Source organism: Acinetobacter soli, assembly GCF_000760595.1.
GTDB lineage: Bacteria > Pseudomonadota > Gammaproteobacteria > Pseudomonadales > Moraxellaceae > Acinetobacter > Acinetobacter soli.
On the sequence record NZ_BBNM01000004.1, the window covers coordinates 25,286 to 50,034 of the forward strand.

A 24,749-nucleotide genomic window follows, 5' to 3' on the forward strand; every position below is an offset into this window, starting at 1 on the left:
ATCAATTTCTATTGGTGGTCAAAGTGTTCTTTGTTAGTCTGCTGAAACAGCGTAAAAAAATGCGTTAAAGAAGCCAGTAAAGGCGATTACAACGACAATAACAAACAAGCACGGAGCGATCATGAACGCGATTCATCATCCACAGCAAAGTACCGGATTCACCACAGCACAACTACTGATCAATGGTGAATTTGTCGAGTCAACAACAAGCCATTGGCAAGATATTGTCAATCCAGCGACACAAGAAGTTTTAGGACAAGTGCCTTTTGCGACAGCCGAAGAAGTCAATGCTGCGATTGCAGCTGCACAAAATGCTTTGGCCAGTTGGCGCCAAACACCTATTCAGGCACGTATGCGTATTATGCTCAAGCTGCAAGATCTGATTCGCAATAACTTAAAAAGTATTGCGCAAGTGTTGACAGCAGAACAAGGAAAAACTTTGGCCGATGCCGAAGGAGATATTCAGCGTGGTCTTGAAGTTGTCGAGCATGCTTGTTCGATTGGTACTTTGCAAATGGGAGAGTATATAGAAGGTGTTGCACGTGGTGTCGATACCTATACCGTACAGCAGCCGCTTGGTGTGTGTGCGGGGATTACACCCTTTAATTTTCCCGCCATGATTCCACTATGGATGTTTCCAATGGCGATTGTGTGTGGAAATACCTTTGTTTTAAAGCCTTCAGAACAAGATCCATTATCGACCATGATGCTTGTAGAGCTGGCAATTGAAGCGGGTATCCCTGCTGGTGTACTGAATGTGGTACATGGTGGTAAAGAAGTCGTCGATCTGCTGTGTACTCATCACGATATCAAAGCCATCTCTTTTGTGGGTTCAACTGCTGTAGGTACGCATGTCTATCAACTGGCTGGTCAGCATGGCAAACGTGTACAGTCGATGATGGGTGCAAAGAACCATGTTGTGGTCATGCCAGATGCCAATAAAGAACAAACATTAAATGCTTTAGTAGGTGCAGCGTTTGGTGCAGCAGGACAACGCTGTATGGCGCTTTCTGTGGCGATCATGGTAGGAGAAGCCCAGCATTGGGTAGATGAACTTGTCAATAAAGCTAAAACATTGAAAGTTAATGCCGGACATGAGCCGAATACCGATGTGGGGCCAGTCATTTCTACCCGTGCTAAAGCGCGTGTGATTGATCTGATCAATAGTGGCGTTGAACAAGGTGCAAAACTGTTACTGGACGGGCGTGATGTGCAGGTGTCTGGATATGAGCAGGGTAATTTTGTTGGCCCAACGATTTTTAATCAGGTCACCACCGATATGCGGATTTATCAGGAAGAAGTATTTGGCCCTGTACTTGCCATTATGCATGTTGATACGTTGGAACAGGCGATTGCACTGATCAATGCCAACCCTTTTGGTAATGGTGTTGGTCTATTTACTCAAAATGGCCATACAGCGCGTATATTCCAGCATCAGATTGATATCGGTCAGGTGGGCATTAATATTCCAATTCCTGTGCCAGTTCCTTTCTTCAGCTTTACCGGTTCACGTGGTTCAAAGCTTGGAGATTTAGGGCCTTACGGTAAACAGGCAGTGCAGTTTTACACCCAAACCAAAACCATTACGAGCCGATGGTTTGAAGATGATCAAGAAACCAGTGGTGTAAATACAACGATTAGTCTGCGCTAAGGGGAATGGTATGAAGATCGCATTTATTGGTTTGGGGAATATGGGCGGTGCCATGGCACAAAATTTGCTCAAATCAGGTCATCAAGTGTTTGGTTATGATTTAAGTCAAACAGCGCTAGATCATTTTGCAGTAGCGGGTGGCGTAGTCTGTGATCATCCGCAGGACGCTGCTCAGCATGCAGAAGTTGTGGTGACTATGTTGCCCGCAGCTAAACATGTTCGTGATGTTTATCTTGGTGAACAAGGCATTTTGCAAGTACTTCAAGCCGGTAGTTTGTGTATCGACAGCAGTACGATTGATCCGCAAACAATTCAAGAGATTGCCGCCGCTGCTCAAGCTAAACAAATCCGAGTGTGTGATGCACCCGTATCGGGTGGTACCTTGGGCGCAAAAGATGGCACTTTGACTTTCATGATAGGTGCCGATGAAGCCACCTTTGAAGCGGTCAAGTTGCCTCTGAACTGTATGGGTAAAAATCTGGTGCATTGTGGTGCTGTAGGAACAGGACAGGTCGCCAAAATCTGTAACAATCTGATTTTAGGCATTTCCATGACCGCCGTGGCAGAAGGGATGGCGCTCGGAGCAAAACTGGGTATGGATCCACAGGCGCTGGCCGGTGTGATCAATAGTTCAACTGGACGTTGCTGGAGCTCTGAAATCTATAATCCATGGCCGGATATTTGCGCCAATGCGCCATCTTCGCGTGGTTATACGGATGGTTTTGCTGCGCAACTGATGCTTAAGGATCTCGGCTTGGCAGTCAATGCCGCTCAACAGGCTGCGCAACCTGTGGTGCTGGGTAGCATGGTACAACAACTTTATCAAAAGTTATGTCAAGACGGTCATGCTCATCTGGACTTTTCCAGCATTATGCATCAATACACCACGACACCCACTTAAAGCACACCATGATTCAATGAAGCAAGGATTCGCTTCATCAAAATAACTTGTCAGTAATAACGATAAACTCAGGCTGAGGTTGAATATGTTCGATTATCAAAAAACAATTGAAAATTTTAATTTAGAGACGGTAGCAAAGCAGTATCTATCTGGTTCTATGCAGGCAGTAAATGCGTGCTATGAATGCTGTGACCGGCATGCCGATTCTGACGCGATTGCTTTGTACTGGTATGCGAAAGATGGCCGTAAAGAACAATATAGCTTTCGTGAACTCAAAAAATACTCGACCCAATTTGCTAGCTTTTTAAAGTCACAGGGCGTGCGTAAAGGCGATCGAGTATCTGGTTTACTGCCAAGAACACCAGAGCTGATCATTACTATTTTAGCCACTTGGCGGATTGGCGCCGTATATCAGCCCTTATTTACCGCATTTGGACCCAAAGCAATTGAGCATCGCATCCAACTGGCGCAAAGCAAGTTGGTAATAACAGATCTTGCTAATCGTGAAAAATTATCTGAGATCAGTAGTTGTCCTCCGATTGTGACCGTGCAGGCAGAGTTACACACGCAAAATTATCCGCAAGATTTCGACTTCTGGCGTGAGTTAAATCGACAAACAGAAACCGTCGAACTTGAAATGTTGAGTATCAATGATCCATTTTTGCTCATGTTTACTTCAGGCACCACAGGGCCAGCTAAACCATTAAAAGTGCCGCTAAAAGCGCTGATCGCTTTTGGTGATTATATGAAAAATGCAATTGGCCTGAGCCAAGATGATATTTTTTGGAACATTGCAGATCCAGGTTGGGCCTATGGGTTGTATTACGCCATTACAGGGCCTTTATTGCTCGGGCACTCAACACTGTTTTATGAAGGTGGTTTCAATGCCGAAAGTGTATGCGATGTTATTAATGAGTATGGCATCACCAATTTGGCGGGTGCCCCAACTGCCTATCGAATGATGATGGCAGCGGACCCATCACAAATGGCCCAGCTTCGCGGTAAGCTGCGTGTGGTAAGTAGTGCGGGAGAGCCTTTAAATCCAGAAGTGATTCGCTGGTTTAAAGAGGTACTAGATGTGCCGATTTATGATCATTATGGTCAAACTGAAGTCGGGATGGTGGTATGTAACCATCATGCGCTAGCGCATCCCGTACGTTCGGGTTCGGCAGGCTTTGCTAGCCCGGGTTATCGAATTGCGATTATAGATGAGCAGGGGAATGAACTAGCTACTGATGTTCCGGGTATTTTGGCAATTGATATTGCCCAGTCTCCAATGATGTGGTTTTCAGGCTATGAAGAAAGCCGAAAATCACCTTTTGTTGGACAATATTATTTAACAGGCGATACGGCTGAAATCCATGACGATGGCAGTATGAGTTTTGTTGGCCGTAGCGATGATGTTATTACGACCTCAGGGTATCGGGTGGGGCCATTCGATGTCGAAAGTGCATTGCTCGAACACGACGCCGTGATTGAAGCAGCGGTGATTGGCGTACCTGATTTAGAGCGGACTGAAATTATTAAAGCATTTGTGATTTTGGCTCATCACCATACTGCATCAGCCGAATTACAACAGGAATTAAGCTTATTCGTCAAAAAACGGTTGTCTGCACATGCATATCCACGTTTGATTGAATTTGTAACTGAACTTCCAAAAACGCCAAGTGGAAAAATTCAGCGTTTCTTGTTACGTAATCAAGAATTGAATAAATCACATTCACAAACTGCCTAAATAGCCTAAGCAATATTAAAAAATTTAAATTACAGGATACTCTTCTATGCAATTTACGGAAGAACAGCAACTGATTCAAAACATGGCAAAAGATTTTGCTCAAGAACAGATCAAGCCATACGCAAGCGATTGGGACCAAAAAAGTATATTTCCTAAAATTACACTCGCCCAAATGGGTGAGTTAGGATTTTTAGGAATGCTTATTCCAGAACAATGGGGCGGCTCTGATACAGGCACGCTAGCGTATGTACTGGCTTTAGAAGAAATTGCAGCAGCGGACGGCGCAACGTCTACCATTATGAGTGTGCATAATTCGGTTGGTTGTGTACCGATTTATAAATTTGGAACAGAACAACAAAAGCAACAATATTTAAAGCCGTTGGCCCAAGGTGAAATGATCGGTGCGTTTGCCTTGACCGAACCACACACTGGTTCAGATGCTGCTGCAATTAAGACCCGTGCAATAAAAGACGGCGATCACTATGTGATTAATGGTGCCAAACAATTTATTACCTCTGGAAATAACGCCGGCGTAATTATTGTTTTTGCAGTAACCGATCCGGCAGCAGGCAAAAAGGGAATGAGTGCATTTTTGGTACCTCGCGATACCCCTGGTTATGAAGTGATACGAGTCGAAGAAAAGTTAGGCTTACATGCGTCAGATACCTGTCAGATTGCTTTAACCGATGTGCGAATTCATGAAAGCTTAAGATTAGGGGCAGAAGGCGAAGGACTGAAAATTGCACTTGCCAATCTGGAAGGCGGTCGGATTGGTATTGCTGCACAAGCAGTCGGTTTGGCTAGAGCTGCCTTGGAAGAAGCCACACGCTATGCACATGAACGCGAAGCGTTTGGTAAAGCCATTATTGAGCAACAAGCCATTTCTTTCAGGCTGGCCAGTATGGCCACCGAGATCGAGGCGGCGCGCCAACTGGTTCATTTTGCTGCACGAAAAAAAGAAGCCGGTGAAAGCTGTTTAACTGAGGCCTCTATGGCCAAATTATTTGCATCGGAAATGGCTGAACGAGTTTGTTCTAAAGCCTTACAAATTTTTGGTGGCTATGGATATTTAAAGGATTTTCCAATAGAACGCATTTATCGTGATGCCCGAATTTGTCAGATTTACGAAGGGACAAGCGATATTCAGCGCTTGGTAATTGCACGCAGCTTATAACAAATAAAAAGGGATTTTTATCATGCAATGGCAAACGATTTTATTCGAAAAAAGAAATGGGGTCGAACTGATTACATTAAATCGGCCCAAGGCACTTAATGCACTCAATAACCAACTGATTATCGAAGTCAATCAAGCGCTGGATCAGCTTGAAAAAGACCCAACGATCGGATGTATCGTGATTACAGGTTCGGAAAAAGCCTTTGCTGCCGGTGCCGATATTAAAGAAATGGCCGATTTAACTTTTCCAGATATTTATCTCGATGATTTTTTTAGTCTGGCCGATCGAATTGCTCAGCGACGTAAGCCTCTTATTGCCGCAGTCAGTGGTTATGCCTTAGGCGGTGGTTGTGAGTTGGCACTGATGTGTGACTTTATTTACTGTGCCGATAATGCAAAATTTGGTCTGCCAGAAGTCACTTTAGGTGTATTGCCCGGTATTGGTGGTACTCAGCGCTTAACTCTGGCCATTGGCAAGGCCAAAGCCATGGAGATGTGTTTGACTGCACGGCAAATGGGCGCACAAGAGGCAGAGCAAAGCGGCTTGGTGGCGCGAGTATTTACCAGAGAAGAACTTTTACCACAAACCTTACAAGCGGCAGAAAAAATAGCTGAAAAATCTTTGCCAGCTCTGCTCATGATTAAAGAATCGATCAATCGAGCCTTTGAAGTCAGCTTGGCTGAAGGCTTACGTTTTGAACGGCGTGTTTTTCATTCCATTTTTGCCAGTAATGATCAAAAAGAAGGCATGCAGGCCTTTGTGGAAAAACGTCCTGCCAAATTTATCCATCAATAATAAATATTCGAATAGGAAAAAAATAATGAATGATCATGACGATTTGGAAATTCGAAGCGAAGGTGCTTTAGGCATTATAAGTTTAAACCGTAGTAGCCATTTAAATGCTTTAACTCTAGAGATGATTCGTGGTATTCAGGCGCAGCTCGATCAATGGCGAGAGGATTCGCAAGTACAAGCTGTGCTCATCAAATCCAACGCTGCGAAAGCATTTTGCGCAGGAGGTGATATACGCTATCTGTATGACAGTTATAAGGCTGGAAATACGCAATACCAAGATTTTTTTGCTACTGAATATACTATGCTCAGTACAATACGTAATTATTCAACACCTGTCATCGTCATGATGGATGGCTATGTGCTAGGTGGTGGCTTTGGGCTTGCTCAGGCCTGTCATATCAGAATTACCAGTGAAAAATCGCGTTTCGCTATGCCGGAAACGGCGATTGGCTTTTTCCCAGATGTTGGGGCGACTTATTTTCTATCCAGACTCGATGAAGTTGGTGTGTATATGGCGCTCACTGGAGCACAGATCAGTAGCAGTGATGCGTTATATCTGGATCTGGTGGATTATCATGTGCCAAGTGAGCATTTTGTCGCGCTAGAACACGCATTAAGTGTTGCACCCATTCTCAATCCGGTAGAAATCCGAACCATCATTAGCTCATTTATCACTCATCCGCAAGAAAGCGAATTACAACAACATATCGACCTGATTAATGAGTATTTTTCTTATCCTGACATTAATGAAATTGAGCAGGGCTTAGCCGATGCCAACGATACTCTTCATCAGGACTGGATCAAGAAAATGCAAGCGATTTTAGAGCAACGTCCTGAAATGGCAAAACAAATCAGTTTGAAGTTACAGCAGGTTGGTCAAAATCTTTCGCTTGAAAAATGTATGCAGTTAGAACGCGGCTTGCAGGATATCTGGTTACAGCAAGGAGATTTTATTGAAGGCGTAAGAGCATTGATTGTCGATAAAGACAAAAATCCGAAGTGGCAAACTGATAATACCGAATTTAAAAAAACACTGGAAAAATTCTGGCCAGTATGGAGTAAGCAACATAAAGATTCGCTTTGTTAAAAATAGATGGAATTTATTTTAAATAACAAAGCGAGTCACGGATGACACCGCTCAAAGAATAAGAGGGATAAATAACAATGAAATACGTACAAGAATCATCTGCTCAAAGTAAAAAGCCTTCACATCGTCTGGCGGGTATATCGAGTATGGTGGGAACAACCATCGAATGGTATGACTTTTTCATTTACGGTGCTGCGGCTGCGTTAATTTTTAACAAACTGTTTTTTCCAAATCTAGATCCATTAATGGGAGTCATGGCTGCATTTGCCACTTATGCCGTCGGTTTTATTGGTCGACCTTTGGGAGGAATTGTATTTGGCCATTTTGGAGACAAAATTGGCCGTAAAGCGATGTTGTTAACTACTTTAATAATGATGGGTATTCCCACTGTGCTGATTGGTCTATTACCTACCTATGAAAGTATCGGTTACTGGGCAACAGTGTGTCTGGTGATATTGCGTTTTATTCAAGGTATGGCTATGGGAGGAGAGTGGGTTGGCGCAGTTTTAATGGCAGTTGAACACGCACCCGAAGGCGGCAAAGGATTTTGGGGAAGCTTACCTCAAGCCAGTGCAGGTGGTGGACTCATGCTTGCATCAATTGCTTTAGGACTGGTATCTATGCTACCAGAGGCTGCATTATTTAGTTGGGGCTGGAGAATCCCATTTCTGATCAGTATTGTTTTACTCGGTGTGGGTTGGTATATAAGAGTTAAAGTACCAGAATCCCCTGATTTTGAAAAAGTGAAGGATCAGGCAAAAGAAATTAAAGTACCGGCTTTGCAGGTTTTCAAAAATCATCCTAAAGAGCTTCTTACCATTATTTTTGCCCGCGCTGCTGAAAATGCATGGTTCTATATAGCTTCTACCTTCGCACTTGCCTATACCACCACTAAACTTGGCATTGCGCGTCAAGATATTCTATTTGCCACAATTTGTGGAGGTGGCTTGATTATGATAATGACTCCTTTATTTGGACATCTGTCTGATAAAGTAGGCCAAAGAAATATGTTTATGTCTGGCTTATTGGTACTCGCACTCTATTGTTATCCATTCTTTAGTATGTTGGATACCAAAGATCCTTTTCTGGTTTGGCTTGCAATTGTATTGGCCATTGGTGTGGTTTTCCCACTCATGTACGCACCGCAATCTCAGTTGTTTGCTCGACAATTTCCAACTGAAATCCGATACAGTGGTATTTCAATTTCTGTGCAGTTTGCTGGCGTTATTGGTGGAGGCTTAGCACCTTTAATTGCGACCAAGCTTTTGAGTATAGGCGAGGGAAGTCCTCATTTAATTATTAACTATATTATAGGTATGGCAATATTTGCGATTTTCTGTACTTGTTTTATGAAGCGTGACAAGTTATCTATTCGTTCTACTAAAGCAACTATAAACAATACAACAAAAACTGACTTATCTCGACCTTAATACAAAACACGCACTATGTCGTTTTGAATGTTTGGCAACGTGAATGATGATTGTGGAGATTCACGTTGCTGAGACATTGTTATAAATAGATCAGTGAAGGCATTACAATTCTGATAGTTACGATTTCTGTTTGGCTTTTTGGCGTAAGACATACAAATATAAGCTTTCAACTTTTTCACGCGCCCATGGAGTAGTACGTAAGAATCGTAATGATGACTTAACACTTGGATCTATACAAAAACATCTAATTTCTATTTTACGACTCAAACCCTCAAAGCCACCATAGTAATCCAATAATTCATCCAGAATGTCAGCAAGTTTTTTGCCATGTAGAGGGTCATTGGAGGCGTTCATAATAGATCAATCACGTTTGGGAAGGCTATTATTATAACCTGAGCAAATAGAAAAATGAGAGGTTTAGAATTTAAACGTAATTAACATAGAAAATTAGAGCTTCTCAAAAATGAGTTCATAAACCCATAGAGTTTTTGAGTACATTTACATAAAGATTAAGTTCTCCCAGAAAAGAAACAGATGCTATTTAGATAAAATTTCAATCAAATAATTTTATTGTTGATATTTCTAGTCACATAGTCTATTTTTATTTTATGAATTATTCTTCCTTACCCAAAAGACCACGTGGTCGACCAACCAAACACGGTTGTAACTATGCAGACACTAAAGAAGTGTTAATCCGCCGAGGTATCGAGTTACTAACCGAACGTGGAATGAATGCTATGAGCTTGGACGATCTCATGAAATCAGTCCAAGTTCCTAAAGGATCTTTCTATCATTATTTTGCAAATAAAGAAGCTTTTATTTTAGAAGTTCTAGATACTTATGAACTTTATTTTGTGAAGCGGTTGAATAAGTTTTTAAGTCAAATTGATCTTTCCCCATTAGAAAGACTGCAAAATTTTGTAAAAGATGCCGGTGAAAAACTGGAAAAATATGATTTTAAACGAGGTTGTATTTTAGGTAACTTAGGACAAGAAGTTTCGTATTTGCCACCAGAGATCATCGCTCGAATTGAAAGTATCTTTAAGGTATGGGAGAAACTGGTTTCAGATTCTTTATATCGGTCAAATTCACAATATAGCGTAACTGATTGTGATGAAGCTGCTTATCAGTTTTGGATTGGGTGGGAAGGTGCAGTTCTAAGAGCACGTTTGGTCAAATCAACAAGTCCCTTAGATGCATTTTATCGCTTGTTTACTTTAGCTGTAAAACAACAAAATCACGTAAAAATTTAATTAAAAAATAAATGCAGACGTCTGTATTTATTTTTTAATTAATTCTAGACAAGCAGTCTAATTAAATAGAGAGGAAATTCTATGTACCAAGGTATCGTAATTAATAAAGATGATGCAGGTTACACATCAAAAATTACAGAGATTGCATCAAAGACTTTAGAAGAAGGAGAGGTTAGAGTTGAAGTTAAATATTCAACACTAAATTATAAAGATGCTTTAGCCATTACTGGGCGCTCTCCAGTAGTGCGTAGTTTTCCACTAACACCAGGGATAGATTTTTCAGGTGTTGTAATTGAATCAAAACATCCAGCATGGAAAAAAGGCGATGAAGCTCTATTAAATGGCTGGGGTGTTGGTGAAAAATATTCAGGCGGATTAGCTGAACAAGTGACTGTTTCAGGCGATTGGCTTATACAGAAACCTTCTGCTTTTTCTTTTAAAGATACCATGATTATTGGTACAGCAGGTTATACCGCAATGTTGTGTGTTATGGCTTTGCAAAAGCATGGTCTTAAACCAAGTGATGGGAAAATTTTAGTAACAGGTGCAAATGGTGGTGTCGGTAGTATTGCGATTATTATTTTGAACCATCTTGGTTATGAGATTACAGCTTCAACTGGTCGACCTCAAGAGTCAGAGTATTTAACCTATTTAGGTGCAAGTGAAATTATTGATCGCGCTGAATTATCTTCACAAGGAAAGCCATTAAACAAAGAAATTTGGGCTGGTGTGATTGATACTGTTGGAAGCCAAACTTTAGTCAATGCATGTGCTAGTACAAAATATCGTGGTGCGGTCGCTGCGTGTGGCTTGGCAGGTGGAATGGACTTTCCAGCGACAGTTGCTCCATTTATCCTGAGAGGGATTACCTTATATGGAATTGATAGTGTGATGGCACCAATTGAATTAAGAAAAGAAGCATGGGAACGTTTAGCTATAGAATTAGATCAAACGAAATTGGAAACAGTAACGACTGAAATTCAGTTAACAGAAGCTTTAAATATTTCAAATGATATTTTAGATGGAAAAGTTCGAGGGAGAGTTGTTGTAAAACTATAATTCGAATTTATTTGTAGTTATAGATATATTGGTCAAAGGATTTCTGCATAACTTGTACTATGTTCATTAGGATACTCAGCAACGTGAATCTATACGATCATAATTCACGTTGCTGATCTGTGGCAACAAACAGTATTGTGTAGGCCACAGTCTTAGATATTCTATTTAACATAATATACATTATGCGAAATCATATGTATTTTATTATCCTAGAGTTTTCTGTGATCTATACGTTCTAATTTCCTCACGTAATTCCTTCTTTTTTGGTTTAATCTATAAATTGAAACGCTTCACAAATTGCGCTGACCAACTATAAGTATATGACTAAATACAAGGATGAAAAAAATGAGTGATGCTGAACGAAAACAAGTTAAAGCTGAAATGGAAATTGATCCTAAGCTAAGTTGGCAAGAAAAATTAGCCGTTGAGGAACAAGAAAAATTATCACCACGGCTGGTCTATGAAATTATCCGTCGTGATGGTGTTGAAGAATTGAGTCGTCCGTTAAATGCACTCATCTTCTCTGGTATCACAGCTGGATTAGTCATGAGTTTTTCCTTCGTGTTTAAAGCTGTAATTGGTTCTTATTTACCGGTAGATGCTGTTTGGAAAGATTTAGTCACGAATATTGGATATACCATCGGATTTATTATTGCAATTTTAGGACACATGCAACTTTTCACAGAGAATACCATCACAACTGTCATTCCGTTATTTAAACCCTTTAGCTTCGCAAAACTTAAAGCCGTGGGTCGGCTTTGGAGTATTGTTATTACTGCCAATGTGGTCGGAACTTTTTTATCGAGTCTATTTTTTCTCACAACAGCACTATTTACGCCTGAAGTAGATCATGCACTAAATGAGATTGCGCATCATGTTGCTTCATTTTCTGCTTGGGAAAACTTTCTTAAAGGTACAATGTCTGGTTTACTCATTGCTGCACTAGTTTGGATGTTACCTTCTGTTAACAATAAGATTTTATTGATTTTTTTATTAACCTATCTGATTGGTTTAGGTGATTTTACCCATGTAGTTGTTGGCTCTGTTGAAGTTGCGTATTTGGTTTGGCAAGGTCAGGTTTCTCTGAGTGAGTTTTGTTTTCAGTTCTTACTTCCAACCACGCTTGGTAATATTTTAGGTGGTACAGGTGTTTTCACCCTGTTAATTTATGGTCAAGTAAATGAAGAATTAGAGGAATAATAATTACTTACAATCTTAAGTATCAATAAGTCAGCTTAAAATCATTAAATACTGTAATTTTAAAGTATGTATAACAATTTTAGCTGCTTATATCTAAAATAATCGATATTACTTATAATAAGCTCATGTAACGCTAATATTTAGGAACATATATGTTGCAATGGTTTGAAAAACTCGTAGACCCCTATCCTACTCGTGGTTTAAACGAACCATTGCCTAGCAGTTTTTTTGCATTTATCTGGAAATCGACACAAGGCGTACGTCCTTTTCTATTTATTTTGATTTTGTGTACCGCCGGTGCCGCAACTTTTGAAGCAATTTTATTTTCAAAAATTGGTCATCTGGTCGATTGGCTCAGTACCAGTACGCCAGGTAATTTTTTAGACCGGCACACTGAGAACCTGACTATTTTGGCCAGTGTTTTATTCGCCAATATCTTTTTTGTGTGTTTACAGTCGATTGTTAAACACCAAATTCTATACAGCAGCTTTCCTATGCGTTTGCGCTGGCAGTTTCATAATCTGTTACTTCAGCAAAGTATCGATTTTTTCCATAACGACTTTGCTGGTCGTTTGTCTGCCAAAGTGATGCAAACTGCATTGGCTATTCGTGAATTCTGGATGATTTTGGGTGATATGCTGGTTTATGTCACCATTTACTTTATTACCATCAGTGTAGTACTTGGGTCTATTTCACCAATTTTACTGATTCCTTTAGCGCTATGGTTAGGGCTTTTTATTTTGAGTGCATGGTACTTTATTCCGCGTTTATCTAAAGTATCTCAACAACAGGCGGATGCACGCGCAGTGATGACTGGCCGTGTAACCGATGCCTATACCAATATTCAAACGGTTAAATTATTTGCACATGCGGGCCGTGAAAGCAAATACGCGAAACAGTCCATGGTCGAGTTTATGGAGACTGTATTTCGTCAGATGCGTTTGGGTACACAGTTTGAAATCAGTACCACGTTTTTAAGTGCAGTCTTATTTATTGGTGTGATTGGAACAGCTGTCTGGTTATGGCTCAATGGTCAAGCTGCACTGGGTGTGATTGCTGCCACCACAGCCATGATTTTAAAACTCAACAGCATGTCTGAGTTTATGATGTGGCAAATGTCTATGCTATTTGAAAATGTAGGCACCATTCAAGATGGTATGCGTACTTTGGGTCGGCCGGTAAGTATTCAAGACAAAGAAGATGCCAAACCATTACAGGTAAAATCAGGTGAAATTCGTTTTGAAAATGTCAGTTTTGCCTATTCAGATAAAAACGTGATCAGCCAATTTGATTTAACCATTCGTCCGGGTGAAAAAATAGGTGTGGTGGGCCGCTCTGGTGCGGGTAAATCGACTTTGATTCAATTATTACTGCATTTTTATGAGCTGAATCAAGGCCGAATCTTAATTGATGGCCAAGATATCAACGACGTTACTCAAGACAGCCTACGCGCCAACATAGCCCTAGTCACGCAAGATACTTCGTTACTGCATCGTACTGTTGCTGAAAATATTAAATACGGCAAGCCAGATGCTTCAGATGAAGAAATGTTCCATGCTGTATCTAAAGCGCAAGCGGATGAATTTATTCCACAATTAAGTGACTTACGCGGCCGTCAGGGCTATGAGGCTTATGTCGGTGAACGTGGTGTTAAACTCTCTGGTGGACAGCGTCAGCGAATTGCAATTGCCCGTGTATTCTTAAAGGATGCACCGATTTTAATTCTAGATGAAGCCACGAGTGCTCTAGACTCGGAAGTTGAGGCAGCCATTCAATCGAGTTTAGATGCGCTCATGGAAGATAAAACAGTGATTGCAATTGCACATCGATTATCTACAATTGCCCAAATGGATCGTTTGATTGTTTTAGATCAAGGACATATTGTAGAGCAAGGAACCCACGACGAACTGATCGCCCAAAATGGTTTATACGCACATTTGTGGAAACGACAAACAGGTGGCTTCTTGGTCGATGAATTAGAAACAGAGGAAAAAGAATAATGTTGTATCTGGAAGATCTTAAAGTGGGTGATCGTTTTATTAGTCGTGATTATGAAATGACCCTTGAAGAAATCACACAATTTGCCCAGCTTTACGATCCTCAGCCTTTTCATCTCGATGAAAAAGCTGCACAGAAGCATCCTGTCTTTCAGGGGTTGGCAGCCAGTGGTTGGCACACCTCTGCGGTGGTGATGCGTTTATGGACTGAGTGCTTTCAGGTTGCAGGTGGTCTCATTGGCTCTGAAACCAGTTTGCGCTGGCCACGTCCTACGCGTGTGGGTGATCTGGTGCATGTCGAAGTTGAAATCGCCAGTATTACCCCTTCAAAATCCAAACCAGATCGTGGTATCGTGAGCTACATCACACAAGCACTTAATCAACATGGCGATGTATTACTCATTTCAACCACCAAAATTCTTGTCTTCAAACGAGATAATTCAGTCATTAGTTAAAATTTTGTCTGACAATTTTTATTTTTTAAAATAATTTTCATGTAACTATAACAAACGGATGACTGTAGTCTATACGCATAACGGATTAGGAATGAAAATAAATTCAGCGCGTCAGGATCAAGGAATACCTGGTGTTTATGGCCTATTACTTTTAGACGTTGTGTCTCGATGGGGATACAACGATCAGACATTGTTTGCTCCTTTTCATCTGACCAGTGAGCAGCTTGCAGATCCGGAGTATCGTATTCCCATTCATATCGCCAATGAACTGGTGAAACATGCATTACGTCTTACCGGTGAAAATACACTGGGATACCACCTTGGCCATCAGATGCGTATCTCTATTCATGGGTTTATCGGTTATGCCATCATGACTGCAAATGACATTACCGATGCACTGGCTTTGGCAACGCGATTTATTCAGCTTCGTATGCCCTTTTTACAGCTTTACTTTTCTACCTTCGGCCCAAAGGCTACTCTTCAATTGCAATGTGATTTTGATTTAGAGCCTTTACGCACAGAAATTATTTTAAGTTTGACCATCGGTATTATGAGCATGGCCAGAGCACTCACTGGGCGTGATGATTTAACCGGTGAAGTTGATCTGGATTTTGAACAGCCCTTTGGATTTGAAAAATATTTAAATAAAATGGCCATCAACATGCGATTTGATCAACCACATCTGATTTCAAGCTTTGATAAACAATATCTTGGTTTAAAAATGGTCAATGCAGATCCGATTGCCAGTCAAATCGCGATTAATCAATGCGAAAGTGAATTGTCTGCTCTGGGTGAACGTCGTCGTTTAGCCATGCGTGTACGTGATATTTTGACCAACTCCGAACAACATTATTTGAGTATTGAGAGTGTGGCCGAACTGTTGCACATGTCTGATCGTACCCTTAAAAGACAACTTGCAGCCGAAGGTACGTCATTTTCGACACTGGTTGATGAAGTACGTTATCGACACGCGACCTCGCTACTGTCTCGAACCGATTACAGTCTTGAGCAAATCGCAGATGAACTTGGATATTCAGATGTTGCCAATTTTAGCCGTGCGTTTAAGCGCTGGAGTGGACGAAGTCCAAGTAACTGGCGCAAAGACCCCTATCTATAAGCTTTTCATTTGCTTAAAAAACCTGTATAACCGCTATCAAAAATATTGAACTTTAGGATTGTGAGGAGCTGTTATGAACCATCCTTCTGAATTAAAGTATGCACGTACTCATGAATGGGCCAGAATCGAAGGCGATTTGGTTGTGACAGGAATTAGCGATCACGCTCAAGATGCACTAGGTGATCTTGTATATGTTGAAGTTCCTGAAGTGGGTAGCCGTGTTACTGCTGGTGAACAGGCAGGTGTAGTTGAGTCGGTTAAAACGGCTTCTGACATTCATGCGCCGGTGTCTGGTGTTGTGGTTGAAGTCAACACCGCACTTGAAGATGATCCTGATTTTATTAATGATGAGCCCTATGCTAAAGGCTGGATTTATAAAATCAAACCAGACAACCTGTCGGATGTAGATAATCTTTTATCGAATACAGATTACGAAGCAGGTTTATAACATAAAAAACAGGCACTTCTTCTAAAGTAGTGCCTGCCTTGCATTTTATTGCTTATGCCGATTCGAGTAACTGCTGTGCATTCAATTGCTGCGCTGCGCGCAAAAGTAGGCGCTCGGTTTTGTCCCACCCCAAGCAACCATCCGTTACTGATTGCCCATACGTCATGTCACAAGAGATTTTCTGCTGACCATCCACTAAATGACTCTCAAGCATCACGCCACGTACATTGCTTTCTAAACGCTCTAAAATAATTTGTTCCAATACCTGTGGCTGATTCAATGGATTTTTTGAACTATTGCCATGGCTACAGTCAATCACCAACGCAGGCAATGTGCCATTGTGCTTTAATTTCATTTGATCAATTGCGTCAAGATCAAAGTTTGGTCCTTTGTTTGCACCACGTAAAATCAGGTGGGGTAAACGATTTCCATTGCTCATCAACACCGCAGGTAAACCTGATTGGCTCATCCCAAAAAATTGATGTTCATTTTTCGCCGACTGAATCGCATCTAATGCAATTTGAATTGAACCATCAGTGCCATTTTTAAAACCAATTGCAAATGGCATATGGCTCGAAATTTCTCGATGAATCTGTGATTCGCTGGTACGTGCGCCAATTGCTCCCCAAGCCAACAAATCATCAAAATATGCTGTAGCCATTGGATTTAAAATTTCACTGGCAATTGGTAGACCTTTTTCAATGATATCAAGATATAAAGCACGTGACTGCTCAATACCACGCTGCATATTAGCCGATCCATCGAGATCCGGATCGTACATAAAACCCTTCCAACCTACTGTGGTCCGCGGTTTTTCGATGTACGCACGCATCACCAGAAAAATCTGGTCTTTCACTTGTTGTTGTAATTCAATTAATCGTGATGCGTAGTCCAATGCAGAAACTGGATCATGAATCGAACAAGGCCCAGTAATCACCAATAGTCTTGGATCTTGACCCGATAAAATATTTTCAATGGTTTGACGGTGCTCGGCAATTTGCTTCACAAGTGGCGATGAGAGCGGATATTGTGCTTTTATTTGTTGTGGTAAACGAAGTTCGATTTCTTTTGAAGTGGTTTTTTCAATCAGATTATTTAGCGCGTTCATTGTAACTTCCTTTGGACTGAGTCGTTCAGTCCGATCTTTTATTTGAGCGATGTGGGACTATTGGATTGAGATTGCTGGCTAAAGTAAAACCAATAAACGTTGCTAAAATAAGTCGAGTTGAAATTAAACATGATGTATTCTCCAAAAAAGTTAAATAAAACAGCCATAAAAAAACCTGATCGGGGTTGCCGATCAGGTATTAACTTGAAGGGCAACCTTTTTGTTGCCCGAATGCAAACAGGCAACTATCTATATTGCCAAAAATAAAAATAAGCAGTGTGATGTACAGGTTGTTTTAACATGTCTGTTTCAATCAGGTAAAACGTATCTTGCCTCTAACATACGCGGACTCAAAACATTTGACAAGTGTTTTAGTAAAAAATAATTAATTGACGAGCATGTTCTTAATTGATTAATATCTAGCCATACCCTTCTTTATCTCGAGTCTCTGCCGATGAATTAAGTTCTTTTTTGTTTAACGTCATTTTTATTTGATGTACAAAATAGAACGCTATATCTATTCATGGTTCACTTGGCTCTACTTTTGTACATCCTGTTTTTTTTGGAGGTCTTATGACCCAACAGGCATGTATTATTCATCAACTTCATTTTGAACTTGGTTCTACAGTTCTCTTTGATCAACTTGATTTCCAATTGAATAGACACAAGCTAACAGGCTTAATTGGACGTAATGGGCAGGGAAAAAGTCAACTTTTACAATGTCTTTTAACTCAAAAAAATATTACCGGACAAGTCGCTTGGAACTGTGCTTATGCTTTTTTACCTCAACAACATCAACTCACTAATCAAACGATCGCGCAAGTATTACAGATTGAAGATACCCTCAAAGCCTTAAAACGTATCGAGTGCGGGCAAGCAACATTTGAAGATTATGATCTGGCTGAAGGTAACTGGAATTTGCCTCAATACTGGCAAGAGCAATTGAGTAAAGCGGGTTTAACCACAGCATTTGACTTTCCGGTCACAGCTTTGAGTGAAGGACAAAAAACTAAACTGGCCTTATGTCGACTTTTTAATTTAAAAGATCACTATTTGCTATTGGATGAACCGAGTAATCATCTCGATGCATCTGGTCGCGATTGGTTAATTTCCAGCTTACTGGCGCATCCTATGGGAGCACTTGTAGCGAGTCATGATCGACAACTACTCAATCAAATGCAACATATATTGGCATTGGATAATTTTGGCCTGCATGCACATAGTGGAAATTATGCCCATTACAAGCAAATTACAGATACAGTTGAAACTGCACTTGAGCTTTCGATTAATCAACACAAACGAGAGCTTAAGCAGCAAACGATCAAGCAGCATGAAACATTAATGAAGCAACAAAAAAAGCAAAGCACTGCAAAGAAAAAACGTAATAGCGGCTCCCAAGCAAAAGTAATTTTAGATTTTAAACAAAATAAGGCCGATCAACAGTTAGGACAGATCACTCGACAGCAGCATCGTCAGCTTGAATTTCAGAAAGAGGCGCTACGAGACAAAACTTCTCGACTTGAAGTCATCAAAGCGCAGCAATTCGAATTTTCATCTACCCAACCCCAATCAGGAGAATTGGTACGTCTTAATGGTGTGTTACATCCATACCACTGCAATCTAACCTTTCATTTTGCATTACTAGCACATGAAAAATTGCATCTATGTGGTGAGAACGGTGCTGGCAAATCGACCTTATTACATTTGATTGCTCGTCTTCATACTTCTGATGATTCTCTTTTTTTTAAACGGGCGCGCTGTTTGTACCTTGACCAAAGATTTAGTTTCCTCGATTCAAGATATTCTGCCGTAGAAAATTTACGTTTACTGAATTCTGAATATGACGAAGGATTCTGGCGAAACAAGTTAGGTCAGTTGCGTCTGCGGGGAGATAGCACACTCAGACCTATTGGCCAATTAAGTGGCGGAGAACAACTCAAAGTGGCACTGACGGCTCTTGCCTATCCTGCTGAATCAATTGATCTATTACTATTGGATGAACCCGAAAACTATCTCGATATTGTATCAAGGGAGCTACTTGCATGTGCAATACGCGATTTTAAAGGTGCTGTTATTTTAGTCTCACATGATGTGGATTTCGTTCGTCAATGTAGTATTCACCAAGAAATTCATATGTCAGATGTTATAAAGGCTTAAGTACATTTTGTACCTAAGCCTTGAGTTGGATTTAACAGACCAGAAGTCTTAAAAATGAATGACACTACGAATAGATTTACCTTCATGCATCAAATCGAATGCATGATTAATCTCATCGAGTGGCATGGTATGAGTGACAAAAGGTTCAAGTTGAATATCACCCTTCATCGCATCTTCAACCATTTTTGGCAGTTGACTACGACCTTTTACACCACCAAAGGCAGTTCCCATCCATTTACGGCCGGTCACTAACTGAAATGGTCGAGTTGAAATTTCCTGCCCAGCACCCGCAACACCAATAATCACAGACTGTCCCCAGCCACGATGTGCACACTCTAGAGCAGAACGCATTACGTTGACGTTGCCAATACATTCAAACGAGTGATCTACACCCCAACCTGTCATTTCAACAATCACTTGCTGAATCGGTTTGTCGTATTCTTTTGGGTTTAAAAAGTCTGTTGCACCAAATTCTTTAGCCAATTCAAATTTATCTGGGTTGGTATCTACAACAATGATTCGTCCAGCTTTGGCCTGACGTGCACCCTGAACCACAGCCAGACCAATACCGCCTAAACCAAATACGGCAACAGAATCACCTTCTTGTACTTTTGCTGTATTGTGTACGGCACCAATTCCAGTTGTGACGCCACATCCAAGTAAACACACTTGTTCATGATTGGCTTCAGGATTAATTTTCGCCAGTGAAACCTCAGCCACCACCGTATATTCACTAAAAGTTGAGCAACCCATATAATGATAGATTGGCTCTCCATTATAAGAAAAACGCGTGGTGCCATCTGGCATAACACCTTTACCTTGTGTTGCACGAACAGATACACACAGATTGGTTTTATTCGATTTACAAAATAGGCACTCACCGCATTCTGCTGTGTAAAGTGGAATTACATGATCTCCCGGTTTTACACTGGTGACACCCTCTCCCACCTCGACTACCACACCAGCACCTTCATGCCCCAAAATGGCAGGAAATACACCTTCAGGATCATCACCTGAAAGAGTAAAAGCGTCGGTATGACACACGCCTGTATGTGTCACTTTAATTAGCACTTCCCCTGCCTGAGGTGGTGCTACATCGACTTCTACAATCTGTAAAGGTTGTCCCGGTCCAAACGCTACGGCCGCACGTGATTTCATGTGTATCTCCTGATTATTTTAAATAGGATTTTAAGATCTTACTAATTTCGACAAGCTCGTTACTTCGTTCTTGCTCGGTGGTATCGCCAGCAACCAGCGTATCTTTCAAATGTACCTCGAGCATTTCATTCATTAAGCCATTCATTGCACCACGTGTCGCACAGATCTGCTGAAGAATATCGGCACAAGCCGTATCGCCTTCAAGCGCGCGCTCAATGGCCTGCACTTGGCCCTGAATTTTTTTTACACGAAGAATAATTTTTTTCTTGTCTTCAATTTGCTTTGGCATAAACAATCACTTTGCACTGATTCATATACTATACCCAAGTATAGTAATAAGTAAAATATAAAACTTGTAAGAAATTTATTTATGAAGAACGGAAATTTTTGATCCTTGATGTCTGACTTGATATGCTTAAGATGAAAATAGCGTTGAATTGACAATAAAAATATAAACTGATGTTCTAATTCTGGAAAATATCATGTGGTGGATTCATCAAACTCAAAACTTTTTAAGATATTTTTTGATTTTAAGTTTTAGCTTGATCTCGATGGGATCACAAGCTTCACAAAGCGAGAAAAATTTGATTGAACAAAGTACGTGGCTTAACGATCCATCTGCCCAACAAAAGATTCAGCAAGGCCTCACGGCCTATGTTGCACTCGATGATGCCTTTATTAGTATTGCCTCACGGATTTATCTGATTCGAAAGGCCAAACATACGATCGATTTGCAGTATTACATTTGGCACAATGACTTTGTGGGTCAGTTAATGCTTCACGAATTACTCAAGGCAGCAGATCGCGGTGTAAAAGTTCGGCTTTTGATTGATGATCAAAACGGTACACAGCTTGATTCAACAATTCAGGCGCTGGCACAACATCCAAACATTGAGTTTAAATTTTTTAATCCCTATCGATTTCGACGTTTTAGAGCTTTAGATTTTGTCTTGCGGCCATATGAGATTAATCACCGCATGCACAACAAGCTCATTGTTGCTGATGATCTGATTGCTGTAACAGGTGGACGCAATATCAGTAGTGAATATTTTGAAGCCAGCTACAAGTTTCAGTTCACTGATCTAGATATTCTGTTTTACGGCACGGCAGCAGCGCAAGCAAAGCAGACTTTTGAAAATTTTTGGACGTCTTCCCGCTCCGTCAATGCAACACATATATTAAAAACGTCTACACCTCAAGATTTAATCAATTTACGTCAAACCTACCAAGAAAATGAACGTATTGATACGCCGACTGAAGATAAAATCAATGACGCGCAAGCAGAGCTAAATCAGCTCTTAAAACAAGGTTATACTGTAAATTGGGCCAAAGCACATTTTGTAGCCGACTCACCCAAGAAAATCTCACGGACGGCCAAAGGTCAAGAGCTGATTTATAATCAGATTTTTGCACTCATGGGCCATCCAAAACAGCATCTGGAGCTGGTATCGGCTTACTTTGTCCCTACTCAAGCCGGTGCAGATTATTTGGGTCAATTGAGTCAGAAGCGGGTCGATATACGCGTGCTGACCAATTCGTTTGCCGCCAACGACGTGGCGATTGTGCATGCATTTTATAGTCAGTATCGTCGGGAGTTGCTTCAAAACGGCATCAAACTTTATGAGTTTAAACCGATTATTGAGCGTACACGCCCAACATGGTACGAAAAAATGACCGGCCGCGTCATTCCGGCAAAAGGCAAAAAAAGCTCAAGCTTGCATGCCAAATTTTTTGATGTAGATGGGAAAGTCTTTATTGGATCATTTAATTTTGATCCTCGATCTGCCTATATCAATACAGAGGTCGGACTAGTGGTTGAGTCGGAAGCACTGCAAGCCCAAATTCAACAGGTTTTAGATGAGTATTTACCCGTGATTGCCTATGAGCTTAAATTAGATGCTTCAGGTGAATTGATCTGGCTCGATCACCAAGCCAATGGTCAGACTATCGTTTATCGTCATGACCCGCAAACCACTCGCTTTCAGCGCTGGATTATGAAATGGGTGGCTTATTTACCAATTGAGTGGATGATGTAACTCTAGAGCAAGCCTGTAGCTTCAAATAGTGCTGCATAAGCGTGTGCTTTTTTTTCTAATGCCAGTGGGTATGCTCTAGAAGATGATGGCATTCGATATAAATTGAATTTACGCTGTAAAAATATCGTTTGACTGGGCGTACCAATGACAGGTTTTGTGGTAGATGGCTCAAAAGACTGCATCAAGGTGTCGGTGGCCTTGTCTCCAGTGGTCACGATAGTGCTGCACACTGGAATCTGACACAGTAACTGCTCAAGATCAGTGGGTGTCACAATGTCTAAAAACTTATCCGAAGCATTGCCTTTCAATCGTTTTACTTGATAGGCCGTATCAAAAATGGCAATTCCTTTTTCTGTCAAAAAATGCCGGATTTTATCTTCATGAAAATTTTTATGTTCAAGATTTAAAAAGTAATCTTTATTATTAAAAAAGATTAGACCAAAAATACGCCACATGTCATTTTGATAATTAGGATAATAAAAGTCCATTTTCCAACGTTCCTTTGGAGGTGGGAAGCTACCCAACATCAATAAATTTGCGTTGACGGGTAAAAATGGCGCGAGCGGATGTGTTTCAATCTGTGAAATTTCGTCTATGCTCATAAAGCTTAAGATATAAGTAAGTTATTGGGTATTTTAACTGATCATCGCCTTATTTTTCTCAAGTTCAAATCGTAATTTTTAGTCTTAAATACGTTAATACAAGAAAGTGAGTAACTTTAAAATGACAATTCGGTTTGTTGAAGCCAATGATTTTGAGACTTGGTTGACTCTTTGGAAAGGTTATCAAGCATTTTATCAATCATCGATTGATGATCAAGTGACACGCAGCACCTTCTCACGTTTTCTTTCAGAACAAGAACCGGTGTACTGTTTAGTGATTGAAGATGAATCACAAAAGATCATTGGATTTGTACATTATATTTTTCATCGTAGTACATGGTCAGAAGGCAATTACTGTTACTTACAAGATCTATTTGTCGATCCTGCACAACGAGCTTCAGGTATTGGTCGTAAACTCATCGAAGAAGTGTATAAGATTGCAGAAGAAAAGAAATGCTCACGCGTTTACTGGCTCACGCAAGAAACCAATTATCAAGCTCGAATGCTCTATGATCGAATCGCAGACAATTCTGGCTTTATTCAATACAGAAAATTATTTCATTAAACTCATCAACTACCGATCGCGTTGCATTCAATGAGCAGCGCGATCTTTTTGTATTTTCATTTATCCACTGAGTTTATTTACCACTCTAAGCGGTAATACTTTCATAGCCAATGCAATTGGTCGCCATGGCCACTCCGGTACGTAGGCTTTAACCGGTTCTTTTTCGATGGCCTTTACTAAAAGGCGTGAGCCAGTTGCTTCATCAACCTCAAATGGTAAATGTTTTGCGCCTTCATTCAGCTCTGTTCGAATATATCCCGGAAATATGGTCGAAACCTTAATAGGCGTATCAATTAACTCAGCTCGAATACCTTCTGCTAAATGTGCAATACCCGCCTTACTGGCAGCATAAGCAGAAAGATGCTTTGGAAGCCCTCGAATGGCACTGACCGATGAAATCACCACCAAGTGTCCTGCATTTTGCTGTCTAAAAATTTCAACTGCAGCCTCGCATTGTGCCAAAGCTGAAATGAAATTGGTTTCTGCTGTGGCACGATTGACTTCAAAATGTCCTTTTCCTATACGACGTCCTTCTCCTACACCTGCATTTACAATAATTCGCTCCAAACGACCAAAGTCATGCTGGAAAGCTTTAAAGACTTCAAATACCTGCTGGTAGTCAGTTACATCGAGTGATCGGGTTTTTACGATAATACCGTATTGTGCCTCCAATCCTGCTTTTAATACATCGAGTCGCTCAAGCCGCCGTGCGCAAATCGCAAGGTTATACCCTTTTTTTGCAAACTCTCGCGCCATGCCTGCGCCTAAACCTGAACTTGCACCTGTAATCAGTATTGTTTTTGCCATTTAAAAAGTATCC

At 40.8% G+C, this 24,749-nt stretch carries 23 protein-coding genes; 17 read left to right on the forward strand and 6 right to left on the reverse strand.

Going from position 1 to position 24,749, the window contains the following annotated elements; genetic code table 11:
• The first annotated feature begins 121 nt into the window (after positions 1-121).
• From Aso01_RS06055 to Aso01_RS06085, 7 genes are all read left to right on the forward strand, one after another.
• A complete protein-coding gene (locus tag Aso01_RS06055; protein WP_004937509.1) occupies positions 122-1,651 on the forward strand; it encodes a CoA-acylating methylmalonate-semialdehyde dehydrogenase in 1,530 nt (509 codons plus the stop codon).
• 10 nt (positions 1,652-1,661) lie between these two features.
• A complete protein-coding gene (gene mmsB / locus Aso01_RS06060; protein WP_004937505.1) occupies positions 1,662-2,552 on the forward strand; it encodes a 3-hydroxyisobutyrate dehydrogenase in 891 nt (296 codons plus the stop codon).
• Positions 2,553-2,637: 85 nt separating this feature from the next.
• A complete protein-coding gene (locus Aso01_RS06065) occupies positions 2,638-4,287 on the forward strand; it encodes an AMP-binding protein (protein ID WP_004937502.1) in 1,650 nt (549 codons plus the stop codon).
• A gap of 46 nt (positions 4,288-4,333) precedes the next feature.
• Entirely contained in the window at positions 4,334-5,461 is a 1,128-nt protein-coding gene (locus tag Aso01_RS06070) for an acyl-CoA dehydrogenase family protein (protein WP_004937496.1), read from the forward strand.
• Between the two features lie 22 nt (positions 5,462-5,483).
• A complete protein-coding gene (locus tag Aso01_RS06075) occupies positions 5,484-6,257 on the forward strand; it encodes an enoyl-CoA hydratase (RefSeq protein ID WP_004937494.1) in 774 nt (257 codons plus the stop codon).
• Positions 6,258-6,282: 25 nt separating this feature from the next.
• Positions 6,283-7,344, forward strand: a complete 1,062-nt coding sequence (locus Aso01_RS06080) for an enoyl-CoA hydratase/isomerase family protein (protein WP_004937492.1) — start codon at positions 6,283-6,285, stop codon at positions 7,342-7,344.
• Positions 7,345-7,421: 77 nt separating this feature from the next.
• Complete coding sequence (locus Aso01_RS06085) at positions 7,422-8,774, forward strand: MFS transporter (protein ID WP_004937491.1); 1,353 nt, start codon at positions 7,422-7,424, stop codon at positions 8,772-8,774.
• A 117-nt stretch (positions 8,775-8,891) separates the two neighbouring features.
• Here Aso01_RS06085 and Aso01_RS06090 read toward each other — a convergent pair whose 3' ends face one another.
• Complete coding sequence (locus Aso01_RS06090) at positions 8,892-9,128, reverse strand: VF530 family protein (protein ID WP_003651786.1); 237 nt, start codon at positions 9,126-9,128, stop codon at positions 8,892-8,894.
• A 254-nt stretch (positions 9,129-9,382) separates the two neighbouring features.
• On the opposite strand from Aso01_RS06090, the gene Aso01_RS06095 reads away from it, so the two are divergent.
• From Aso01_RS06095 to gcvH, 7 genes are all read left to right on the forward strand, one after another.
• On the forward strand, positions 9,383-10,027 hold the full coding sequence (locus tag Aso01_RS06095; RefSeq protein WP_004937485.1) for a TetR/AcrR family transcriptional regulator: 645 nt from the start codon (positions 9,383-9,385) through the stop codon (positions 10,025-10,027).
• An 81-nt stretch (positions 10,028-10,108) separates the two neighbouring features.
• A complete protein-coding gene (gene acuI, locus Aso01_RS06100) occupies positions 10,109-11,086 on the forward strand; it encodes an acrylyl-CoA reductase (NADPH) (RefSeq protein WP_004937481.1) in 978 nt (325 codons plus the stop codon).
• A 381-nt stretch (positions 11,087-11,467) separates the two neighbouring features.
• Complete coding sequence (locus Aso01_RS06105; RefSeq protein ID WP_370685126.1) at positions 11,468-12,286, forward strand: formate/nitrite transporter family protein; 819 nt, start codon at positions 11,468-11,470, stop codon at positions 12,284-12,286.
• 152 nt (positions 12,287-12,438) lie between these two features.
• Positions 12,439-14,286 (forward strand): ABC transporter ATP-binding protein, encoded by a 1,848-nt coding sequence (locus tag Aso01_RS06110; protein WP_004937474.1) that lies wholly within the window; start codon positions 12,439-12,441, stop codon positions 14,284-14,286.
• Entirely contained in the window at positions 14,286-14,738 is a 453-nt protein-coding gene (locus Aso01_RS06115) for a MaoC family dehydratase (protein WP_004937471.1), read from the forward strand. The genes Aso01_RS06110 and Aso01_RS06115 overlap by 1 nt, the downstream gene beginning before the upstream one ends.
• Before the next feature lie 91 nt (positions 14,739-14,829).
• A complete protein-coding gene (locus Aso01_RS06120) occupies positions 14,830-15,855 on the forward strand; it encodes a helix-turn-helix transcriptional regulator (protein WP_039909924.1) in 1,026 nt (341 codons plus the stop codon).
• Between the two features lie 73 nt (positions 15,856-15,928).
• Positions 15,929-16,303, forward strand: coding sequence for a glycine cleavage system protein GcvH (gcvH, locus tag Aso01_RS06125; protein WP_004937465.1), 375 nt, complete (start codon positions 15,929-15,931; stop codon positions 16,301-16,303).
• A gap of 52 nt (positions 16,304-16,355) precedes the next feature.
• Here the strand turns inward: gcvH and Aso01_RS06130 are convergent, their stop codons facing one another.
• Positions 16,356-17,411 carry a 3-deoxy-7-phosphoheptulonate synthase gene (locus Aso01_RS06130; protein WP_004937463.1) on the reverse strand — a complete coding sequence of 352 codons (1,056 nt, stop codon included), beginning with the start codon at positions 17,409-17,411 and terminating at the stop codon, positions 16,356-16,358.
• A 573-nt stretch (positions 17,412-17,984) separates the two neighbouring features.
• Here Aso01_RS06130 and Aso01_RS06135 point away from each other — a divergent pair.
• Entirely contained in the window at positions 17,985-19,568 is a 1,584-nt protein-coding gene (locus tag Aso01_RS06135; protein WP_004937460.1) for an ATP-binding cassette domain-containing protein, read from the forward strand.
• A gap of 48 nt (positions 19,569-19,616) precedes the next feature.
• Here Aso01_RS06135 and Aso01_RS06140 read toward each other — a convergent pair whose 3' ends face one another.
• Both Aso01_RS06140 and Aso01_RS06145 read right to left on the reverse strand, forming a co-directional pair.
• Complete coding sequence (locus Aso01_RS06140) at positions 19,617-20,726, reverse strand: S-(hydroxymethyl)glutathione dehydrogenase/class III alcohol dehydrogenase (protein ID WP_004937456.1); 1,110 nt, start codon at positions 20,724-20,726, stop codon at positions 19,617-19,619.
• 13 nt (positions 20,727-20,739) lie between these two features.
• The gene (locus Aso01_RS06145) at positions 20,740-21,015 is read right to left on the reverse strand and encodes a metal/formaldehyde-sensitive transcriptional repressor (RefSeq protein WP_004937454.1); all 276 of its coding nucleotides are present in this window, start codon (positions 21,013-21,015) and stop codon (positions 20,740-20,742) included.
• Between the two features lie 262 nt (positions 21,016-21,277).
• Here Aso01_RS06145 and Aso01_RS06150 point away from each other — a divergent pair, with 262 nt between their 5' ends.
• Positions 21,278-22,762 (forward strand): phospholipase D family protein, encoded by a 1,485-nt coding sequence (locus Aso01_RS06150; protein ID WP_228127997.1) that lies wholly within the window; start codon positions 21,278-21,280, stop codon positions 22,760-22,762.
• Positions 22,763-22,764: 2 nt separating this feature from the next.
• On the opposite strand, the gene Aso01_RS06155 is transcribed toward Aso01_RS06150, so the two are convergent.
• A complete protein-coding gene (locus Aso01_RS06155; protein ID WP_004937447.1) occupies positions 22,765-23,364 on the reverse strand; it encodes a uracil-DNA glycosylase family protein in 600 nt (199 codons plus the stop codon).
• Positions 23,365-23,485: 121 nt separating this feature from the next.
• Between Aso01_RS06155 and Aso01_RS06160 the strand changes: the two genes are divergently transcribed.
• Positions 23,486-23,929: a GNAT family N-acetyltransferase gene (locus Aso01_RS06160; RefSeq protein WP_004937445.1), complete on the forward strand. Its 444-nt coding sequence runs from the start codon at positions 23,486-23,488 to the stop codon at positions 23,927-23,929.
• A gap of 60 nt (positions 23,930-23,989) precedes the next feature.
• Here Aso01_RS06160 and Aso01_RS06165 read toward each other — a convergent pair whose 3' ends face one another.
• Positions 23,990-24,736, reverse strand: a complete 747-nt coding sequence (locus Aso01_RS06165; protein ID WP_004937442.1) for an SDR family oxidoreductase — start codon at positions 24,734-24,736, stop codon at positions 23,990-23,992.
• Positions 24,737-24,749: the final 13 nt, after the last annotated feature.